Below are 17,053 nucleotides of genomic sequence, written 5' to 3' on the forward strand. Positions count from 1 at the left end.
AATAAAAACAGGGGGTTTTTATGTTGTCATCTCACAAGGGTCGCCTTTTCAAGCTGTTGCAGGCCGGCAGTGCATTATCCTGCATGGTCGCCATGGCTGGCGGCGTCACACAGGCCCAGGAACAGGATCAGGGCGAAATCGTCGTTACCGCGCTCAAGCGCAACACCCGCGTTCAGGACACGCCGATCGCGATCACCGCGGTCACCGGCGCCAGCCTGGAGGCGGCGGGCACCAGCAGCTTTACCGAACTGACCCGCGATACGCCCAGCCTGCGCATCGTCGATGGCGGCCCCGGCAATCGCCGCGTCATCCTGCGCGGCGTGACCGCGGCCGGCGAACCTACGGTCGGCGTCTATTATGACGAAGCGCCGGTATCCGGTTCGGTCGGCACCACCAGCGATGCCGCCGGCGCCACGCCCGATTTCCGCATCTTCGACGTGGAGCGCGCCGAAGTGCTGCGCGGCCCTCAGGGCACGCTTTACGGCTCCGGTTCGATGGGCGGCACGCTGCGGATCATCTTCAACAAGCCCAAGACCGACAAGATCGAGGCGGCCTTTGCCAGCACCATGTCGGCGGTCGAGGGCGGATCGATGGGCGCCTCCTTCGACGGGATGCTGAACGTCCCGCTGATCGAAGACAAGCTGGCCATCCGCATCGTCGGCAACGCCACGCAGGTCGCGGGCTATGTCGACAACAGCTATTATGGCTACAAGAATATCAACGATCCCTACACCTATGGCGGGCGCATCATGCTGCGCTTCACGCCGACCGAGGCGCTGACGCTGGACCTGAGCGCCAATTATGAGAAGGCGGCCGGTGAATCGCCGCGCTGGTATGCCGAAACCGGCAAGCGCTGGACCACGGACGCGCGATCGGAATCGGGCAATTACGACACCAACCGCATCTATAATGCGACGCTCAACTATGATTTCGGCCCGGTCGTGCTGACCGCCATCACCACTTATACCGATCGTGACCGCATCGTCGTCGGCGATGTCAGCGATACGTTCAACGGCCGCGACACCGCCGCCCGCTGCCAGACCTATCGCGGCAATGGCGCGGCCTGCTCCGCCGACGTGCTGGCCGATTATCTGTCCGACACCCGCGCCCTGTTGTCGTCCAGCCTGTATCAGCCGCAATCGGTCAAGAACTGGCTCAACGAAATCCGCCTGAGTTCGACCGGGGATGGCCCGCTCAACTGGACCGTCGGCCTGTTCAGCGAAGATCGCAAGACGGTGGTGCGCTCGACCCTGCTCAAGGCCGATCCGGACACCGGCTTCCTCTACGATCCCGACGATATCGCCAATCTCGCCTATGATCGCACCATCAACGACAAGCTGAAGCAGAAGGCGGTCTTCGCCGAAATCTCCTACAAGCTGTTCGACAAGCTGACGCTGACCGCTGGCGCGCGCTATTATGATTATAAGAAGACGGTCGGCGGCCGGATCGACATGGGCCAGGAACATTATGCCTCGGTCGTGACGCCCTATACCGAAGCCAAGTCGTCCGAGGACGGCGTCCTTACCAAGTTCAACATCTCCTATCAGGCGACCCCCGATGTGATGATCTATGCCCAGGCGGCACAGGGCTTCCGGCCGGGCGGCGTCAACCAGGTGATCGGCCTGTCGGCGGCGCTGGCCGCCTACACATCGGACAGCCTGTGGAACTATGAGCTGGGCTTCAAGAGCAAGATCCTGCCGCGCACCTATCTCAATATGGCGACCTACCAGATCGACTGGAGCAACATGCAGGTGTCGGCCCGTACGGCGGGTACCGGCTCGGTCTTCGGCCTCATCTCCAACGTCGGCGCGGCCCGCATTCGCGGCGTCGAGGCGGAATTTTCGACCGAGATTGCCGGCATCAGCTTCAGCGCCAACGGTTCCTACACCGATGCCAAGCTCACTGAGGACCAGGTCAGCACCATCGTCGTGGCATCGGGCCGCAAGGGCGACCGGATCGCCAATGTGCCGAAATGGAATTTCGGCGGATCGGCCGAATATAAGCATATGCTGACCGATGCGATGGATGCCGTCATCCGCACCGACGTCACCTATAATGGCAGTTCCTACAGCACGATCAGCCCGACCGACACCTATCGGCGCCGGCTGGACGACTATACGCTGACCAACCTGCGCCTGGGCGTGCAGGCCAGCGACAACAACTGGGGCGCTCATTTCTTCGTGAACAATCTGTTCAACGAACTGGCGGTGGTCAGTTCCAGCTCCAGCAGCAACACCGGCGGCAAGACGGTGGTGTTTACCGCGCCGCCGCGCACCTACGGCATCAACCTCACCAAGAAGTTCTGATCGCCTGGCACGGGGGCGGCCTGTCGGTCGCCTCCCTTTTCGGGGGCCTTATGGCGGCCCCATGATCGACACAGGGGGATGATATGTTCAAGCGACACATGTGTTTCGCCGGCCTTTCACTGCTCGCACTGGTTGCCGGAGGGGCGATCGCCCAACCCGCCAAGGCGCCGGTGGAAGCGGTCAAGCCACGCGCCGGCGCCAATCCCGCACCGGCGCGCGCTGCCGGCGAAGGCGCCGGCCCGTTCCGCAAGATGGTGATACGCGGCGTCACCCTGATCGACGGCAGCGGCGCGCCGCCGCGCGGCCCCGTCGACATCGTCATCGAAAATGACGTCATCGCCGACATATTGCCGGCCGGAACGCCGGGCCTGCCGTTCAAGCAGGGGCGCGCGCCGACCGACGCCGATTATGAACTGGACGCGACCGGCATGTTCGTGACGCCCGGCTTCATCGACATGCATGTCCATGGATCCACTGACGACAAGGCGCCGGACCTGTCCTATTCCTACAAGCTGTGGCTGGCCCACGGCGTCACCACGGTGCGCGGCGTCGACCTCGCACCCATGGAAGTGTCCCTGAGCGAACGGGCGCGCTCCGCCCGCAACGAGATCGTCGCGCCCCGCATCTTCGCCTATCAGCGGCCTGGCCAGGGCAGGGGCTGGACCGGCGGCCGCACCAATACGCCCGAAAAGGCGCGCGCCTGGGTGCAATGGGCGGCCAAGCAGGGGATCGACGGCATCAAGCTGCTGGACGATCCGGACCAGCCCCCCGAAGTGATGGCCGCCATCATGGACGAGGCGAAGAAGCTGAAGCTCGGCACCACGGCGCATCTCTCCCAGATCGGCGTGGGCCGCATGAATGCCGAACAGGCCGGCGACGCGGGCCTGGGCACCGTCACCCATTTCTACGGCCATTTCGAATCCCTGCTGAAAAATGGCCCGGTCCAGAACTGGCCGGTCGACTATAATTATGCCGACGAGCAGGATCGGTTTGGCAATGTCGCCAATCTGGCGGAAGAAAGCGTCGAGCCGGGATCGGACCGTTGGTGGGCTTATCTGGAGCATCAGAAGGCCAATCATGTCACCTTCGATCCGACCATGACCATCTATGCCGCCGGCCGCGATCTGATGCTGGCGCGCAATGCCGACTGGCACGACAAATATACCATGCCGCAGCTGTGGAATTTCTACATGTCCTCGCGCGAGAACCACGGCTCCTATTTCTATGACTGGACCACCGCGATCGAGGTCAAGTGGCGGAATTTCTACCACAAATATATGCGCCTGATTAACGACTACAAGAATATCGGCGGGCGCGTGACCACCGGCTCGGACTCCGGCTTCATCTTCAAGCCCTATGGCTTTGGCTATGTCCAGGAACTGGAACTGCTGCAGGAAGCCGGCTTCAATCCGTCGCAGGTGATCCAGTCGGCGACGCTGAATGGCGCGCTGACGCTCTATGATCCCAGGGGCGAAGTGCCGCCCATTGGCACGGTCCGCGTCGGCAAGCTGGCCGACCTGGTAATCGTGAAGGAAAATCCGCTGCAGAATTTCAAGACGCTCTACGGCACCGGCACGCTGCGCCTCAACGAACAGACCCAGCGGCTCGAGCGGGTCGGCGGCGTCAGCTACACGGTCAAGGACGGCATCGTCTATGACGCGAAGAAATTGCTGGCGGATGTCGCGGACATGGTCGTTGCGGAAAAGCGGCGCATGGGCATGCCGGAACAGGGGCTGCCCCATCCCTGACGGGGCGGGGCGTCATAACTCAACAGGGACGGGAAAAGAATGAAGAACAAGATGCTGATCCGGTCGGGCCTTGCGGCGCTCGCCCTCATGACGGTCGCCAGCGCCTCCCAGGCACATGATCCGGACGAATGGTATGTCGGCGGCGCGGCCGGCATCGTCAACGGCAAGAAGCCGACCTTCGTGCCCGCGCCGGCGCGCGGCAGCGCTGACAATGTCGGCCCCTTCCGCAAACTCGTGATCCGTGGCGCGACCCTGATCGACGGCACCGGCGCGCCGCCGCGGGGGCCCTATGACATCGTGGTGGAAGGCAATAAGATTACCGCCATCACCCAGGCCGGCTGGCCCGGCCTGCCGCAGGCGAAGGGGCGTGCACCGACCGACGCCGATTATGAGATCGACGCGACCGGCATGTATGTGATGCCCGGCTTCAACGACATGCATGTCCACACCCCCGCCAACGACAAGGCGCCGGATATGAGCTATGCCTACAAGCTGTGGCTGGCCCATGGCGTGACCACGGTGCGCGGCGTGCCGCTGGCTGATCCGGTCGTGGCCAGTTCGGAAAAGGACCGCTCGGCTGCCAACGAGATCGCGGCGCCGCGCATCTTCAACTATCAGACGCTGGGCGCGGGCTGGGACGGCGGGCCGATCGACAGCGCGGACAAGGCGCGCGCCTGGGTCAAATGGGCCGCGGCGCACAATATTGACGGCATCAAATTCTTCAATCGACCCGAGGAAACGCCGCAGATCATCGCCGCCGCCATTGACGAGGCGCACAAGAACAGGATGGGCACCACGGCCCATCTGTCACAGACCGGCGTCGCCAATTTCAACGCCTATGACGCGGCCGAGGCGGGACTGGATACCGTCACCCATTATTATGGCCATTTCGAATCCCTGCTGAAGGACGGGACGATCCAGCGCTTCCCGTCCGACTATGACTATAACAACGAACAGCATCGCTTCGGCGAGGTGGCGGAAATCTGGAACCAGACGGTCGAGCCGGAATCCGAACGCTGGTGGGATTATCTGAAGCATCAGAAGGAGAAGCATGTCACCTTCGACCCGACGATGAACATCTATGCGGCATCCCGCGACCTGATGCGGGCGCGCAATGCCGACTGGCAGAATCTCTACACCACGCCGCAGCTCTGGGCCTATTTCCAGTCGACCCGCGACAATCACGGTTCCTATTTCTACGACTGGGGCACCGAGAACGAGTTTGCGTGGAAGAAATTCTACAACAACTATTTCAAGCTGGTGAACGACTATAAGAATATCGGCGGCCGGGTGACGGTCGGCACCGATTCCGGCTTCATCTACAAGGTCTATGGCTTCGCCTATATCGAGGAGCTGGAACTGCTGCGCGAAGCCGGCTTCTCGCCGCTGGAAATCATGCGCTCGGCCACCATGTGGGGTTCGCAGACCCTTTATGAGCCCAAGGGCATGGCGCCGCCGACCGGCGTGCTGCGCGTCGGCATGCTGGCCGACATGGTCATCACCAGGGAAAACCCGCTGGCCAATCTCAAGACGCTCTATGGCACCGGTCATTCGCGCCTGAACCCGGAAACCAACAAGCAGGAAATGGTCGGCGGCGTCAGCTACACGATCAAGGACGGCATCGTCTATGATGCCAAGAAGCTGCTGGCCGAAGTGGCCGAGATGGTGAAGGTGGAAAAGGCGCGCACCGGCCAGGCTGGCGCCGGCCCGGCCAATCCCAACGCCATGTAATGGATCGAAAGCGGCGCTCTGGGGAAGGGCGCCGCTTTCATGTCATAGCGGCAGCGCCGTCGTCGACTTGACCTCTTCCAGCACCGCATAGGTCCGCGTCTCGCGCACGCCGGGCATGTCGACCAGTTCCTCGGCCAGGAATTTCCGATAGGCGGCCATGTCCTTCATCCGGACCTTGATCAGATAGTCGAAGCCGCCGGCCACCATATGGCATTCCAATATGTCCCGCTGCCGCCGCGTCGCTTCGGCAAACTGGCGGAAAATGTCGCCGGTGGTGCGGTTGAGCAGCACTTCGATGAAGATCAGCAGCGGCCGCTGGTTGAGGTGCGGGCCGAGCAGCGCGACATAGGAAGAGATATAGCCATTGTCCCGCAGCTTGCGCGTCCGGTCGAAACAGGCCGATGGCGAGAGATTGCAATGCTTGGCCAGATCCTGGTTGGTTATGCGACCATCGGTCTGAAGCTTGTTCAATATCTTCCGGTCAGTTTCGTCCAGGTTCATCGAAACCCCCAAAACGCTAGCAGTTGGCCAAACCTCAACGATATCTGTGCAAGTCGCGGAAAATGCTGGGCTGCGATCCCATGGGCTCATGCCGGGGATAACGTATCGCTGTGGGAAACCCTCAGCGGCATCGCACGTCTCTCGCGGGATTAGCGCCCAACTTGCCAGCGAGGCAGGAGTGTACTAAATGGTACACAATGTCGCAGCCGTCAGGGCTGGGCGACTCGATCGGCCTGTGGACCCGTGGGCACCGCTCTCCGACGACCATAAGAGATGAAGGAGGTGCCGCGTGTCAGGCACGAAAATGCACGGCCAGCCGCTTGTTCGCGGTTGGCTGCTTCTGTTGGGGGCGGTGATCCTTGCCGCTGGCCTCTTTTTCGCCATCGGCGGCGGCAAGCTCGTCAGTCTGGGCGGCAGTCCCTATTTCCTGATCGCGGGCGTCGCTTTGGTCCTTGCGGGCGGCCTCATCGCCCTGCGCAAGACCAGCGGCGGCCTGCTCTTCGGTGCCACCTTCCTGCTGACCATTTTCTGGGCGCTGTGGGAAGTCGGCTTCAGCTTCTGGCCGCTCATTTCCCGCCTGCTGGCGATGGGTGTCGGCGCGACCGTCGTTGCGCTCTCCTATCCGCTGCTGCGGCGCGGCGACGGTTCGGCGCCCGCCTGGCGGCCTGCATTGCTGATGGCGGTGTTGGTCGGCCTCGGTTCGGCGGCCGGCGCGGCCGGCATGTTCATGGTCCATCCGACCGTGCCCTTTGCCGGGCAGATGGCATCGCTGGTACCGGTCGATCCGGCGCGCGAGCAGAAGGACTGGACCGCCTATGGCAACACGCCAGGCGGCAGCCGTTTCGTTGCGCTCGACCAGATCACCCGCGACAATGTGAACAAGCTCAAGGTCGCCTGGACCTATCGCACTGGCGACGTGGCGCAGAGCGATGGCAATGGCGCGGAGGACCAGAATACCCCGCTACAGGTCGGCGACACGCTGTTCATCTGCACCCCACATAACAATGTCATCGCCCTCGACGCCGATACCGGGCGCGAGAAGTGGAAGACGCTGATCAATGCCAAGGCATCCGTCTGGATGCGCTGCCGGGGCCTCGCCTATTTCGACGCCCATGCGCCGATCCAGCAGCCCAGCCTGCCCGGCGCAACGCCGGTGACGGCCGTGACGGTGCCGGCTGGCGCCGCCTGCCAGCGCCGCATCCTGATGAACACGATCAATGCCGAACTGATTGCACTGGATGCCGACACCGGCAAGTTCTGCGCCGATTTCGGCGCCAATGGCCGGGTGGACCTGAAGGCCGGCCTCGGCGATGCGCCCGATCCCCAATATCAGCTCACCTCCGCGCCGACGCTGGCGGGCACGACCGTCGTGGTCGGCGGCCGCGTCGCCGACAATGTGCAGGTCGACATGCCGGGCGGGGTGATGCGCGGCTTCGACGTTATTACGGGCAAGCTGCGCTGGGCCTTCGATCCGGGCAATCCGGCCATCACCGGCACCCCGCCCGTGGGCAAGAGCTACACCCGCTCGACCCCCAATGTCTGGGCCGCCATGTCCTATGATCCGGCGTCCAACACCGTGTTCATGCCGGTGGGCAGCGCCTCGGTCGATCTTTACGGCGTCACCCGCAGCGCCCTCGATCACACATATGGCGCGTCGATGCTGGCGCTCGATGCGACCACCGGCCGCGAGAAATGGCATTTCCAGACGGTCCATAATGATCTGTGGGACTTCGACCTGCCGATGCAGCCGAGCTTCGTCGACTTCCCCGTCGATGCCGCCCGCAAGGTGCCGGCTTTGGTCTTTGGCACCAAGGCCGGGCAGGTCTATGTGCTCGATCGCGCCACCGGCAAGCCGCTGACGGACGTCAAGGAAGTGCCGGTCAAGCCTGCGAACATTCCGGGCGAGCCCTATTCGCTGACCCAGCCCAAGTCGCTCGGCATGCCGCAGATCGGGGTGGGGCCACTGACCGAAGCGGACATGTGGGGCGCCACTCCGTTCGACCAGCTGCTCTGCCGCATCGCCTTCAAGGGCATGCGCTATGAGGGGCTCTACACTGCGCCGGGCACCGACAAGTCGCTGAGCTTCCCCGGATCGCTGGGCGGGATGAACTGGGGCGGCATCTCGACCGACCCGACCAGCGGCACCATCTTCGTCAACGACATGCGCCTTGGCCTGTGGGTGCAGATGTTCCCGCAGACGGCGGCGCAGAAGGGCCAGTCGGGCAGCGCGGGCGAGGCGGTCAATACCGGCATGGGCAGCGTTCCGCTGAAGGGCACGCCCTATTCGGTGGTGAAGGACCGCTTCCTGTCGGCGCTGGGCATTCCCTGCCAGGCGCCGCCCTATGGCACGCTGACCGCGATCGACCTCAAGAGCCGGGCGATCAAGTGGCAGGTGCCGGTGGGCACGGTGCGCGACACCGGGCCGATGGGCATCCGCATGGGCTTGCCGATCCCGATCGGCATGCCGACGCTGGGTGGCACGCTGGCGACGCAGGGCGGCCTGGTCTTCATCGCCGGCACGCAGGACTTCTACTTGCGCGCGTTCAACGCGGCGACTGGCGCGGAAGTGTGGAAGGCCCGCCTGCCGGTCGGCAGCCAGGGCGGCCCGATGAGCTACAAGTCGCCCAGGAGCGGCAAGCAATATGTGGTCGTGACGGCGGGCGGTGCGCGCCAGTCCCCCGACCGAGGCGATTATGTGATCGCCTACACGCTGCGCTGAACCATGGGCGGGGCGGCCCGGCGCCGCTCCGCCTGTCTGTCGTCATCATTCATGTCACCGCGCGCTGATGTGCCGCGCGGAAGGGAGGGGCTTTGGCCCAACATCTTCACCTTCATGCCCGCCTGACACTGGCGATATTGCTGACCCTGCTGCCGGTTGCGGGCGCCCATGCGCAGGACGTCGCCTCGGAAAAGCCGGTGACGGCCCCGCGTGAGACGCTGACCGGCGACTGGGGCGGGCTGCGCACGCGGCTGAAGCAGGCGGGCGTCACCGTGCGCGCGGACTATGTCGGCGAAGCCTTTGCCGCGGTCGATGGCGGCCAGCGACAGGGCAGCGCCTATACCCAGCAATTGCGGGCCAGCCTCGATTTCGACATGGACCGGATCGTCGGCCTGTCCGGCGGCATCGTGCATGTGACCATCAACGACCGGCGCGGCGTCGGCCTCTCTTCCGACATCGTCGGCAATCGCCTGCCGATCCAGGAGGCGGCCGGCGGCAATTATACTCGCCTGTCGGAACTCAGCTACGAACAGAATATCGACAATGGCCGGCTTAACCTGCGGCTGGGCTATTTTGCCATGGGCAATGATCTGGGCGGGATGATCCTGGGCTGCAATTTCGTCAATGCGGCCTTCTGTGCCCATCCGCTGTCGGAATCGGGCAATAGCGGCTGGTATAATTATCCCAATGCCCGCTGGGGCGCGGCGGTGCGCTATCGCATCCGGCCGGATCTCGCGCTGCGCACCGGCGTCTATCAGGTCAATCCGCGCCTGAACGATCCCGACAATGCCTTCCGTCCCTTTGCCGGCGGCACGACCGGCGTATTGCTGCCGCTGGAACTGGAATATGATCCCGGCATCGCGCCGGGCAGCCATGTGCTGCCGGGCCATTACAAGATCGGCGCCTATTATGACACGTCACGCGCCGCGAGGCGCGGCGAGCAGGGCATGTTGCGGGGCCGCTATGGCGTCTATGCGCTGGCCGACCAGATGATCCTGCGCGAAGGGACCGGCAATCGCGGCCTCTCCATCTTCGCCCAGTTCACCGCCAATCCGGAGGCGTCGGCCCAGATCACCCACTGGTATGCGGCCGGGCTGGTCAAGACGGGCACTTTTGCCGGGCGGGACGCCGACAGCATCTCGATCGGCATCGTCCATGCGCAGGTCAATCCACGGCTGCGCCGCGCGGCCGCCGATGCGCAGGATATTCCCGGCGGCTATGCCGCGTTGCCGGTGGGCGAGACCGCGATCGAAATGAGCTATGGCATCCAGCTGCGGCGCTGGCTCAGCATCCGGCCGGACGTTCAATATATTCTCGATCCCGGCGCCTTTTCCTACCGCCGCGCCAATGATGCGCTGGCGCTGGGCGGCCAGGTCAAGATGCAGTTCTGATCCGGCCCATGGTCTCGGCCCAGCCTTCAGCCTTCTGCCCGGCAGTAGCGCAGCACATTGTCGATCACCTGCGCGCGGCGCCGCTCGGCCGCCGCTTCGCTGGTCATGTCGACGCCGAAGATCGCGTGGAAACTGTGGCGGTTGGACACGAAGTAGAAGGCGAGGGCGCTGATCGTCATGTGCAGGTCGACGGCGTCCAGCCCGGCGCGGAAGCTGCCATCGGCAATGCCGCGATCGATCAGTGCCTGGGTCTTGGGCAGGACGATCTCATTATGCCCTTGCGAAATCTCGCCGACATGCGGGCCGCCCCGGATATTCTCGTCCATCACCAGCCGCACCAGTTCGGGATGGTTGAAATGATAGTCGAAGGTGAGGGCGGTCAGCCGTTCCAGCGCTGCAAGCGGCGGCAGGTCGCCCAGTTCGGCCTCCAGTTCGGCCGATCTGATGCCGCGATAGGCTTCGGTCAGGACCGCGCGATAGAGCCCGTCCTTGCTGCCGAAATGATAATAGATCATCCGCTTGGACGTCGCGGTCGCGGCCGCGATCTCGTCCACCCGCGCGCCGGCATAGCCTTTTTCCGCGAAATGCTGAGTAGCGATCGCGACGATGTCGCGCCTGTTGCGTTCGGTGAAATTCTGCTTGTCCACGCCTCGCTTTGCGACGCCGGGCGGCCTATTGCAATGCACAACCGGCGCGCCGGATCGCGATCCGCCGGTCTGCCGATCGAGGAGGAATGCGCTTGATTCCCGACAAGAAGACACAGATCGTCATCGTCGGCGGCGGTGCCGCCGGCCTCGAACTCGCGCGCAAGCTCGGCGCCCGCTATGGCCGCAAGCGGCATGACATCATCCTGATCGATCGCAACCGCACCCATATCTGGAAGCCGCTGCTGCACGAGGTCGCGACCGGGTCGCTCGACGCCAGCCTGGACGAGGTCGGCTATCGCAGCCACTGCCATCGCTGGGGCTATCGCTATCTTTACGGCACGCTGCAGGGCATCGATCGGACCGCGCGGCGGATCCATGTCGCGCCGGTGTTCGACCCCAAGGGGCGCGAGGTGGTGAGCGCCCATTCGGTCCGTTACGACTATCTGGTGCTAGCCTATGGATCGGTCACCAATGATTTCGGGACGCCGGGCGTCGCCGACAATTGCCTGTTCCTCGACAGCCGCGCCCAGGCCGACAGCTTCCGCGATCAGTTGCTCGACCATTGTCTGCGCGTGTCGCGCGCCATGTCGGCCGATCCCGCGTCGGATGCGCGGGTGCGGATCGCGATCGTCGGTGGCGGCGCCACCGGGGTCGAACTGGCGGCGGAACTTTATAATGCCGCCGATGCGCTGGGCTATTATGGGCTGGAGGTGTTCGATCGCCAGCGGCTCGACGTTACCCTGCTGGAGGCCGGGCCGCGCATCCTGCCGGCCTTGCCCGACCGGCTGGCCGACGCCGCGCGGGAGGAACTGGAAATGCTGGGCGTCAAGGTGCGCGCTGGCGTCGCCGTGACCGCCTCCACGCCTGAGGGGATGGAAACGAAGGATGGCGGCTTCGTCCCCGCCGATCTTCAGGTCTGGGCCGCCGGGGTCAAGGCGGCGACGATCCGCGATGGCCTGGATGGGCTGGAACTGTTCCGCGCCGGCCAGGTGATCGTGCGCCCGACGCTACAGAGCCTGGCCGACGACCGCGTCTTCGCGATGGGCGATTGCGCCTCCTACACGCCGCAGGGCGCCGATCGGCCGATCCCGCCGCGCGCGCAGGCCGCGCATCAGATGGCCGACACGGTGTTCGCCAATCTCGGCCGGCTGATGGCCGATCGCCCGCTCAAGGCTTTCGTCTACAAGGATCATGGCTCACTGGTGTCGCTCAGCCGCTATTCGACGGTCGGATCGCTGATGGGCAAGCTGGTCGGCGGGCGCATGGCGGTGGAAGGGCGGCTCGCCCGCTTCGTCTATATGTCGCTCTATCGCATGCATCTGCTCGCCGTTCACGGCAGCATACGCGGCCCAGCGCTGATCCTGGTCAGCCATATCAACCGCTTCGTGCGCCCCCGCCTCAAGCTGCATTGAGGCGCCGGGCGGCTGCGGCGGCAAGCGACAGGGGCATCGCCACAGAATTGCTGCGATCAAGTTGAGACGGGCGGCTGTCTGCGCCCTGGTCTGTCGCTTGAACGCCCCGCTAAGGGCCATTTTCGATGTCTTGGAAATGGTAGCGGAGGAGGGACTTGAACCCCCGACACGCGGATTATGATTCCGCTGCTCTAACCAGCTGAGCTACTCCGCCCCATGGGCCTTGCAGGGGGTGTTTCCCTGCGGTGAGGCGGCGCTATACGCAGGGGATGGACAGTGGTCAACGGGGCGATTGCAAAAATCTGCATTCTTTTTTGAACGCCCCGCCAGAGGCCCCGTCGCGCGCCAGTTTGCGCGCGTAGAAACGATCGGCGCGACCTATTTCCGCAATCCCGACATGGCCGACGGAACGCTTTTTCCGCTCCGCCATTTTTGACTTGCAATCGCAACGATGCGGCGCACTATTGTTGCAATGCACAACCGGCCGAGGGCCGAGGGAGGAACGACAACTTGCCCTTCCATGAAATGTTTGAGCCTGATGGTTCGCTGCGCCCCTGTTACGACGAAGTGCAGAAATGGGTGGAACGGACAGGCATAGCCGGGCTCAATCGTCGCATGGATGAGGCAGAAGCGATCTTCCGGCGCATCGGCATCACCTTCGCCGTCTATGGCGAGGGCGGCGACCCTGAACGACTGATCCCTTTCGACCTGCTGCCCCGCATCTTCACTGCGAATGAATGGCGCATCCTCGACAAGGGCATCCGCCAGCGGGCCCGCGCGCTCAACGCCTTCCTGCATGATGTCTATCATCGCGGCGAGATCGTGAAGGCGGGCATCATGCCGGCCGACATCATCTATCGCAACAGCGCCTATCTCGCCGAAATGGCCGACTTCACCCCGCCGGGTAAGGTCTATAGCCATATCGTCGGCATCGATATCGTGCGCACCGGGCCGGGCAGCTTCGAGGTGCTGGAGGATAATTGCCGCACCCCCTCGGGCGTGTCCTACATGCTCGAAAATCGCGAGATCATGACGCGCATGTTCCCCGAACTGTTCGCGCAGGGCATGGTCGCGCCGGTCGACGATTATCCCGCCGAACTGCTCAAGAGCCTGAAGGAAGTCGCGCCGCCTGCCTGCAAGGGCGATCCGGTGGTGGTGGTGCTGACGCCCGGCTCGCTCAACAGCGCCTATTATGAGCATAGCTTCCTTGCCGACCTGATGGGCGTGGAACTGGTCGAGCCGGCCGACCTGTTCGTCGACAATGACCGGGTCTGGATGAAGACGACGCTCGGTCCAAAGGCGGTCGATGTCATCTATCGCCGCATCGACGACGAATATATCGACCCGCTGGTTTTCCGGCCCGACAGCCTGCTCGGCGTCCCCGGCATCTTCAGTGTCTATCGCAATGGCGGCGTGACGCTGGCGTCGGCGCCCGGATCGGGCATCGCCGACGACAAGGCGGTCTACATCTATGTGCCGGAAATGATCCGCTTCTATCTGGGTGAGGAGCCGATCCTCGACAATATCCAGACCTGGCAATGCTCCAAGCCCGACGAAATGGCCTATGTGCTGGAGCATCTGCACGAACTGGTGGCCAAGGAAGTCCATGGTTCGGGCGGCTATGGCATGCTGATCGGCCCCAAGGCGAGCAAGGCCGAGGTCGAGGCCTATGCCGAGCGGATCAAGGCCAATCCCGGCGAGTTCATCGCCCAGCCGACGCTCGACCTGTCGACCGTGCCGACGCTCGGCCCGGCCAGTGTCGTCGGCCGCCATGCCGATTTCCGCCCCTATTGCCTGGTCGGCAAGCAATTGCGGCTGGTCCCTGGTGGTCTCACCCGCGTGGCGCTGACCGAAGGGTCGCTGGTGGTCAATTCCAGCCAGGGCGGCGGGGTCAAGGATACCTGGGTGTTGCAGGACTGATGGGCGCGACCGCTTCCTTCCTTCCGATTGCCCCTGATGATGCCGGGCCGGGCGCAACGACGCCGGCCCCCACGGTGAAAAGAGCCAAGACATGCTGAGCCGGACCGCCGAAAATCTCTTCTGGATGGCGCGCTATATGGAGCGCGCCGAAGCCACCGCCCGGCTGTTGTCGATGGGACAGCGCATGGCGATCCTGCCGGGCGCGCATCATCGCGACGAATGGCGATCGGTCGTGCGCGCGACCGGCGCCGGTCATCAATTCCCCGACGGCGTGCCGGTGACGGAAAGCGATGTCGTGTCCTTCCTGATGCTGGACGCCGACAATCCCAGCTCGATCCGCTCCTGCCTGCTCAAGGCCCGCGCCAACGCCAAGTCGGCGCGCACCATGCTGACCCAGGATATGTGGGAGGCGCTGAACGACGGCTGGCGCAAGCTCGACAGCTATGACGTGGCCGAGGCCAAGGCGCAGCTGCCGGCGCTGATCGACTGGGTGAAGACCCGCGTCATGACCTTCCGCGGCGCGGCCCATTCGGGCCAGCTGCGCAATGAAGGCCATGATTTCCTGCGCTGCGGATCGGCGCTGGAGCGGGCGCAGATGACGCTGCGGCTGCTCGATGTGAAATATTATGTGCTGCTGCCCGAAACCGAGGTGATCGGCGGCAATCGCGACCATTATCAATGGACCTCGGTGCTTTATGCGCTGTCGGGCGCGCGCGCCTATCATCATGTCTATGGCGGCACCTATACGCCCTGGCAGATCACCGATTTCCTGATGCTCAACCGGCTGTTTCCGCGCAGCGTCGCCTATTGCTGCGATCAGCTCGCCTATCGGCTCAACCGGCTGGCCGGCTGGCACAATGCGCGCGGCACCTGTCATGACACGGTGAAGCAGCTGGTGAGTGAATTGGAGGAACTGGACGCCGGCGAGATTTTCCGCCGCGGCCTGCATGAAACGGTGCAGTACAGCCTGATGATGAGCAACCGGCTCGGCGTCGAAATCGCCGAAACCTATCATTTCGGCTGAAGGGGGAGGGGAAGCGCGCCATGAAATTGCTCGTCCGTCACCAGACCGTCTATGGCTATCCCGCCTCGGCCGGCCGCGTCGCCATGCGGCTGAAGCTGGTGCCGGTCGATACGCCGGGCCAGAAGGTCCATGACTGGCAGGTCAGCATAAATGGCGAGGCGCTGACCAATTTCCGTCCTAACAGCTATGGCGAGATGGAGGCGGTGTGGGTCCGCCATGACAGCCTGAACGAGGCGGTGATCGTTGCCGAGGGGCTGGTCGAAACGCGCGAGACGCATGGCATTGGCGGCCTGCCGCAATGCCGGGTCGATGCCCGCTATTTCCTGCGCGACACCCCGCTGACCAGGGCGTCGGATGCGATCCGCGCCATGGTCGCGGCTCTTCCCGAGGGCGACGGGCCGCTGGCGCAGCTCCATGCCCTCTCGGCCGCGATCAGCGATGCCGTTCAGTATCGGCCGGGCGTGACCGGCGCCGACACGACCGCGGCGCAGGCTTTTGCTTTGGGTGCTGGCGTGTGCCAGGATCACGCCCAGATCTTCCTCGCCGGTGCGCGCCTGCTGGGGGTGCCGGCCCGCTATGTCTCGGGCTATCTGCTCGCGGCCGAGGGCGATCTGCTGCACGAAACCCATGGCTGGGCCGAAGCGCTGGTGCCGGGGCTGGGCTGGGTCGGCTTCGATCCGTCCAACCGGGTCTGCGTCACTGAACGCTATCTGCGCCTGGCCAGTGGTCTGGATGCCGACGAAGCTGCCCCGATACGGGGCTCCGTTACGGTCGCGGGCGATATCAGCATTGACGCCGATGTCCGGATCGCGCAGGCGGAAGACGGAGTCGAGGAACGGCAATTGCAACGCCAGCAACAGCAGAGCACGCCCACGCCCCGCTCCTAGGGTAGAGATAAGCAGGACTTCGGGGCGATGACCTATTGTGTGGCGGTACGCGTGGATCAGGGGCTGGTCATGCTGTCGGACACCCGGACCAATGCGGGCATGGACAATATTGCCCGCTTCCGGAAAAGCTTCACCTATCATGTCGAAGGTGAACGGGCGATCACCTTGCTCTGTTCGGGCAATCTGTCGATCACCCAGGGGGTGAAGACGATGCTGTCGCGCGCGATCCGCGAGGCGGAGAGCGACCCGGAGGTCGAAACCATCCTCAATTGCGACACGATGCACCGCGCGGCGCAGCTGGTGGGTGACGCGATGCGCACCATGCAGGGCCGCTACCGCGAGAGCATCGCCATGGACGGATCGGCCGCCAGCGCCTCGATCATGATCGCGGGCCAGCGCAAGGGCGGCAAGCCGCGCCTCTATCTCATCTATTCGGCCGGCAATTTCATCGAGGCGACCGAGGACACGCCCTTCTTTCAGATCGGCGAGCATAAATATGGCAAGCCGATCCTCGACCGCATCATCCAGCGCGAGACGAGCCTGGAGGATGCGACCAAGGCGGTGCTGGTGTCGATGGACTCGACCCTGCGGTCCAACCTGTCGGTCGGCATGCCGCTCGACCTCACCGTGATCGAGACCGACACGTTCGACTTCCGCGTCCGCACCCGGATCGAGGCGGACAATGAGGAATTCGCCATGATCTCGCAGGGCTGGTCCGCCGCCCTGCGCAAGGGGTTCGAGGATCTGCCCAACGTCCTCGATTAAGG

12 protein-coding genes and 1 tRNA gene are annotated in these 17,053 nt (G+C 64.0%); 10 read left to right on the forward strand and 3 right to left on the reverse strand.

Going from position 1 to position 17,053, the window contains the following annotated elements; translation table 11 throughout:
- Positions 1-20: 20 nt before the first annotated feature.
- The 3 genes from U0025_RS06490 (at position 21) to U0025_RS06500 (ending at position 5,785) form a co-directional block, all read left to right on the forward strand.
- Positions 21-2,306 (forward strand): TonB-dependent receptor, encoded by a 2,286-nt coding sequence (locus U0025_RS06490; protein ID WP_004212127.1) that lies wholly within the window; start codon positions 21-23, stop codon positions 2,304-2,306.
- 98 nt (positions 2,307-2,404) lie between these two features.
- Positions 2,405-4,054 carry an amidohydrolase family protein gene (locus U0025_RS06495; RefSeq protein ID WP_037491383.1) on the forward strand — a complete coding sequence of 550 codons (1,650 nt, stop codon included), beginning with the start codon at positions 2,405-2,407 and terminating at the stop codon, positions 4,052-4,054.
- Between the two features lie 39 nt (positions 4,055-4,093).
- Entirely contained in the window at positions 4,094-5,785 is a 1,692-nt protein-coding gene (locus tag U0025_RS06500) for an amidohydrolase family protein (RefSeq protein WP_004212130.1), read from the forward strand.
- 42 nt (positions 5,786-5,827) lie between these two features.
- On the opposite strand, the gene U0025_RS06505 is transcribed toward U0025_RS06500, so the two are convergent.
- A complete protein-coding gene (locus tag U0025_RS06505; protein WP_004212131.1) occupies positions 5,828-6,286 on the reverse strand; it encodes an Lrp/AsnC ligand binding domain-containing protein in 459 nt (152 codons plus the stop codon).
- Positions 6,287-6,590: 304 nt separating this feature from the next.
- On the opposite strand from U0025_RS06505, the gene U0025_RS06510 reads away from it, so the two are divergent.
- Positions 6,591-9,005, forward strand: a complete 2,415-nt coding sequence (locus U0025_RS06510; protein WP_037491388.1) for a membrane-bound PQQ-dependent dehydrogenase, glucose/quinate/shikimate family — start codon at positions 6,591-6,593, stop codon at positions 9,003-9,005.
- 92 nt (positions 9,006-9,097) lie between these two features.
- Positions 9,098-10,396 (forward strand): carbohydrate porin, encoded by a 1,299-nt coding sequence (locus U0025_RS06515; RefSeq protein ID WP_004212134.1) that lies wholly within the window; start codon positions 9,098-9,100, stop codon positions 10,394-10,396.
- A 26-nt stretch (positions 10,397-10,422) separates the two neighbouring features.
- On the opposite strand, the gene U0025_RS06520 is transcribed toward U0025_RS06515, so the two are convergent.
- Positions 10,423-11,043 carry a TetR/AcrR family transcriptional regulator gene (locus tag U0025_RS06520; protein WP_004212135.1) on the reverse strand — a complete coding sequence of 207 codons (621 nt, stop codon included), beginning with the start codon at positions 11,041-11,043 and terminating at the stop codon, positions 10,423-10,425.
- 86 nt (positions 11,044-11,129) lie between these two features.
- Between U0025_RS06520 and U0025_RS06525 the strand changes: the two genes are divergently transcribed.
- Positions 11,130-12,455 (forward strand): NAD(P)/FAD-dependent oxidoreductase, encoded by a 1,326-nt coding sequence (locus U0025_RS06525; RefSeq protein WP_051156931.1) that lies wholly within the window; start codon positions 11,130-11,132, stop codon positions 12,453-12,455.
- A 137-nt stretch (positions 12,456-12,592) separates the two neighbouring features.
- On the opposite strand, the gene U0025_RS06530 is transcribed toward U0025_RS06525, so the two are convergent.
- Positions 12,593-12,669 (reverse strand) — tRNA-Met (locus U0025_RS06530).
- A gap of 296 nt (positions 12,670-12,965) precedes the next feature.
- Between U0025_RS06530 and U0025_RS06535 the strand changes: the two genes are divergently transcribed.
- The 4 genes from U0025_RS06535 to U0025_RS06550 all read left to right on the forward strand — a co-directional run bounded on the left by U0025_RS06535 (position 12,966) and on the right by U0025_RS06550 (position 17,051).
- Entirely contained in the window at positions 12,966-14,375 is a 1,410-nt protein-coding gene (locus tag U0025_RS06535) for a circularly permuted type 2 ATP-grasp protein (protein ID WP_004212139.1), read from the forward strand.
- A gap of 91 nt (positions 14,376-14,466) precedes the next feature.
- Positions 14,467-15,399, forward strand: coding sequence for an alpha-E domain-containing protein (locus U0025_RS06540; RefSeq protein WP_004212140.1), 933 nt, complete (start codon positions 14,467-14,469; stop codon positions 15,397-15,399).
- A gap of 20 nt (positions 15,400-15,419) precedes the next feature.
- Entirely contained in the window at positions 15,420-16,286 is an 867-nt protein-coding gene (locus U0025_RS06545) for a transglutaminase family protein (RefSeq protein WP_004212141.1), read from the forward strand.
- A 27-nt stretch (positions 16,287-16,313) separates the two neighbouring features.
- Positions 16,314-17,051: a hypothetical protein gene (locus U0025_RS06550; RefSeq protein WP_004212142.1), complete on the forward strand. Its 738-nt coding sequence runs from the start codon at positions 16,314-16,316 to the stop codon at positions 17,049-17,051.
- The last annotated feature ends 2 nt before the right edge of the window (positions 17,052-17,053 follow it).

The organism is Sphingobium yanoikuyae, from assembly GCF_034424525.1.
GTDB classification, from domain to species: domain Bacteria; phylum Pseudomonadota; class Alphaproteobacteria; order Sphingomonadales; family Sphingomonadaceae; genus Sphingobium; species Sphingobium yanoikuyae.

Coding starts and splice junctions, on each gene's coding strand:
- U0025_RS06510 (WP_037491388.1), top strand. CDS start 6,591: ATGCACGGCCAGCCGCTTGTTCGCGGTTGGCTGCTTCTGTTGGGGGCG.
- U0025_RS06490 (WP_004212127.1), top strand. CDS start 21: ATGTTGTCATCTCACAAGGGTCGCCTTTTCAAGCTGTTGCAGGCCGGC.
- U0025_RS06495 (WP_037491383.1), top strand. CDS start 2,405: ATGTGTTTCGCCGGCCTTTCACTGCTCGCACTGGTTGCCGGAGGGGCG.
- U0025_RS06505 (WP_004212131.1), bottom strand. CDS start 6,286: ATGAACCTGGACGAAACTGACCGGAAGATATTGAACAAGCTTCAGACC.
- U0025_RS06545 (WP_004212141.1), top strand. CDS start 15,420: ATGAAATTGCTCGTCCGTCACCAGACCGTCTATGGCTATCCCGCCTCG.
- U0025_RS06500 (WP_004212130.1), top strand. CDS start 4,094: ATGAAGAACAAGATGCTGATCCGGTCGGGCCTTGCGGCGCTCGCCCTC.
- U0025_RS06540 (WP_004212140.1), top strand. CDS start 14,467: ATGCTGAGCCGGACCGCCGAAAATCTCTTCTGGATGGCGCGCTATATG.
- U0025_RS06525 (WP_051156931.1), top strand. CDS start 11,130: ATGCGCTTGATTCCCGACAAGAAGACACAGATCGTCATCGTCGGCGGC.
- U0025_RS06550 (WP_004212142.1), top strand. CDS start 16,314: ATGACCTATTGTGTGGCGGTACGCGTGGATCAGGGGCTGGTCATGCTG.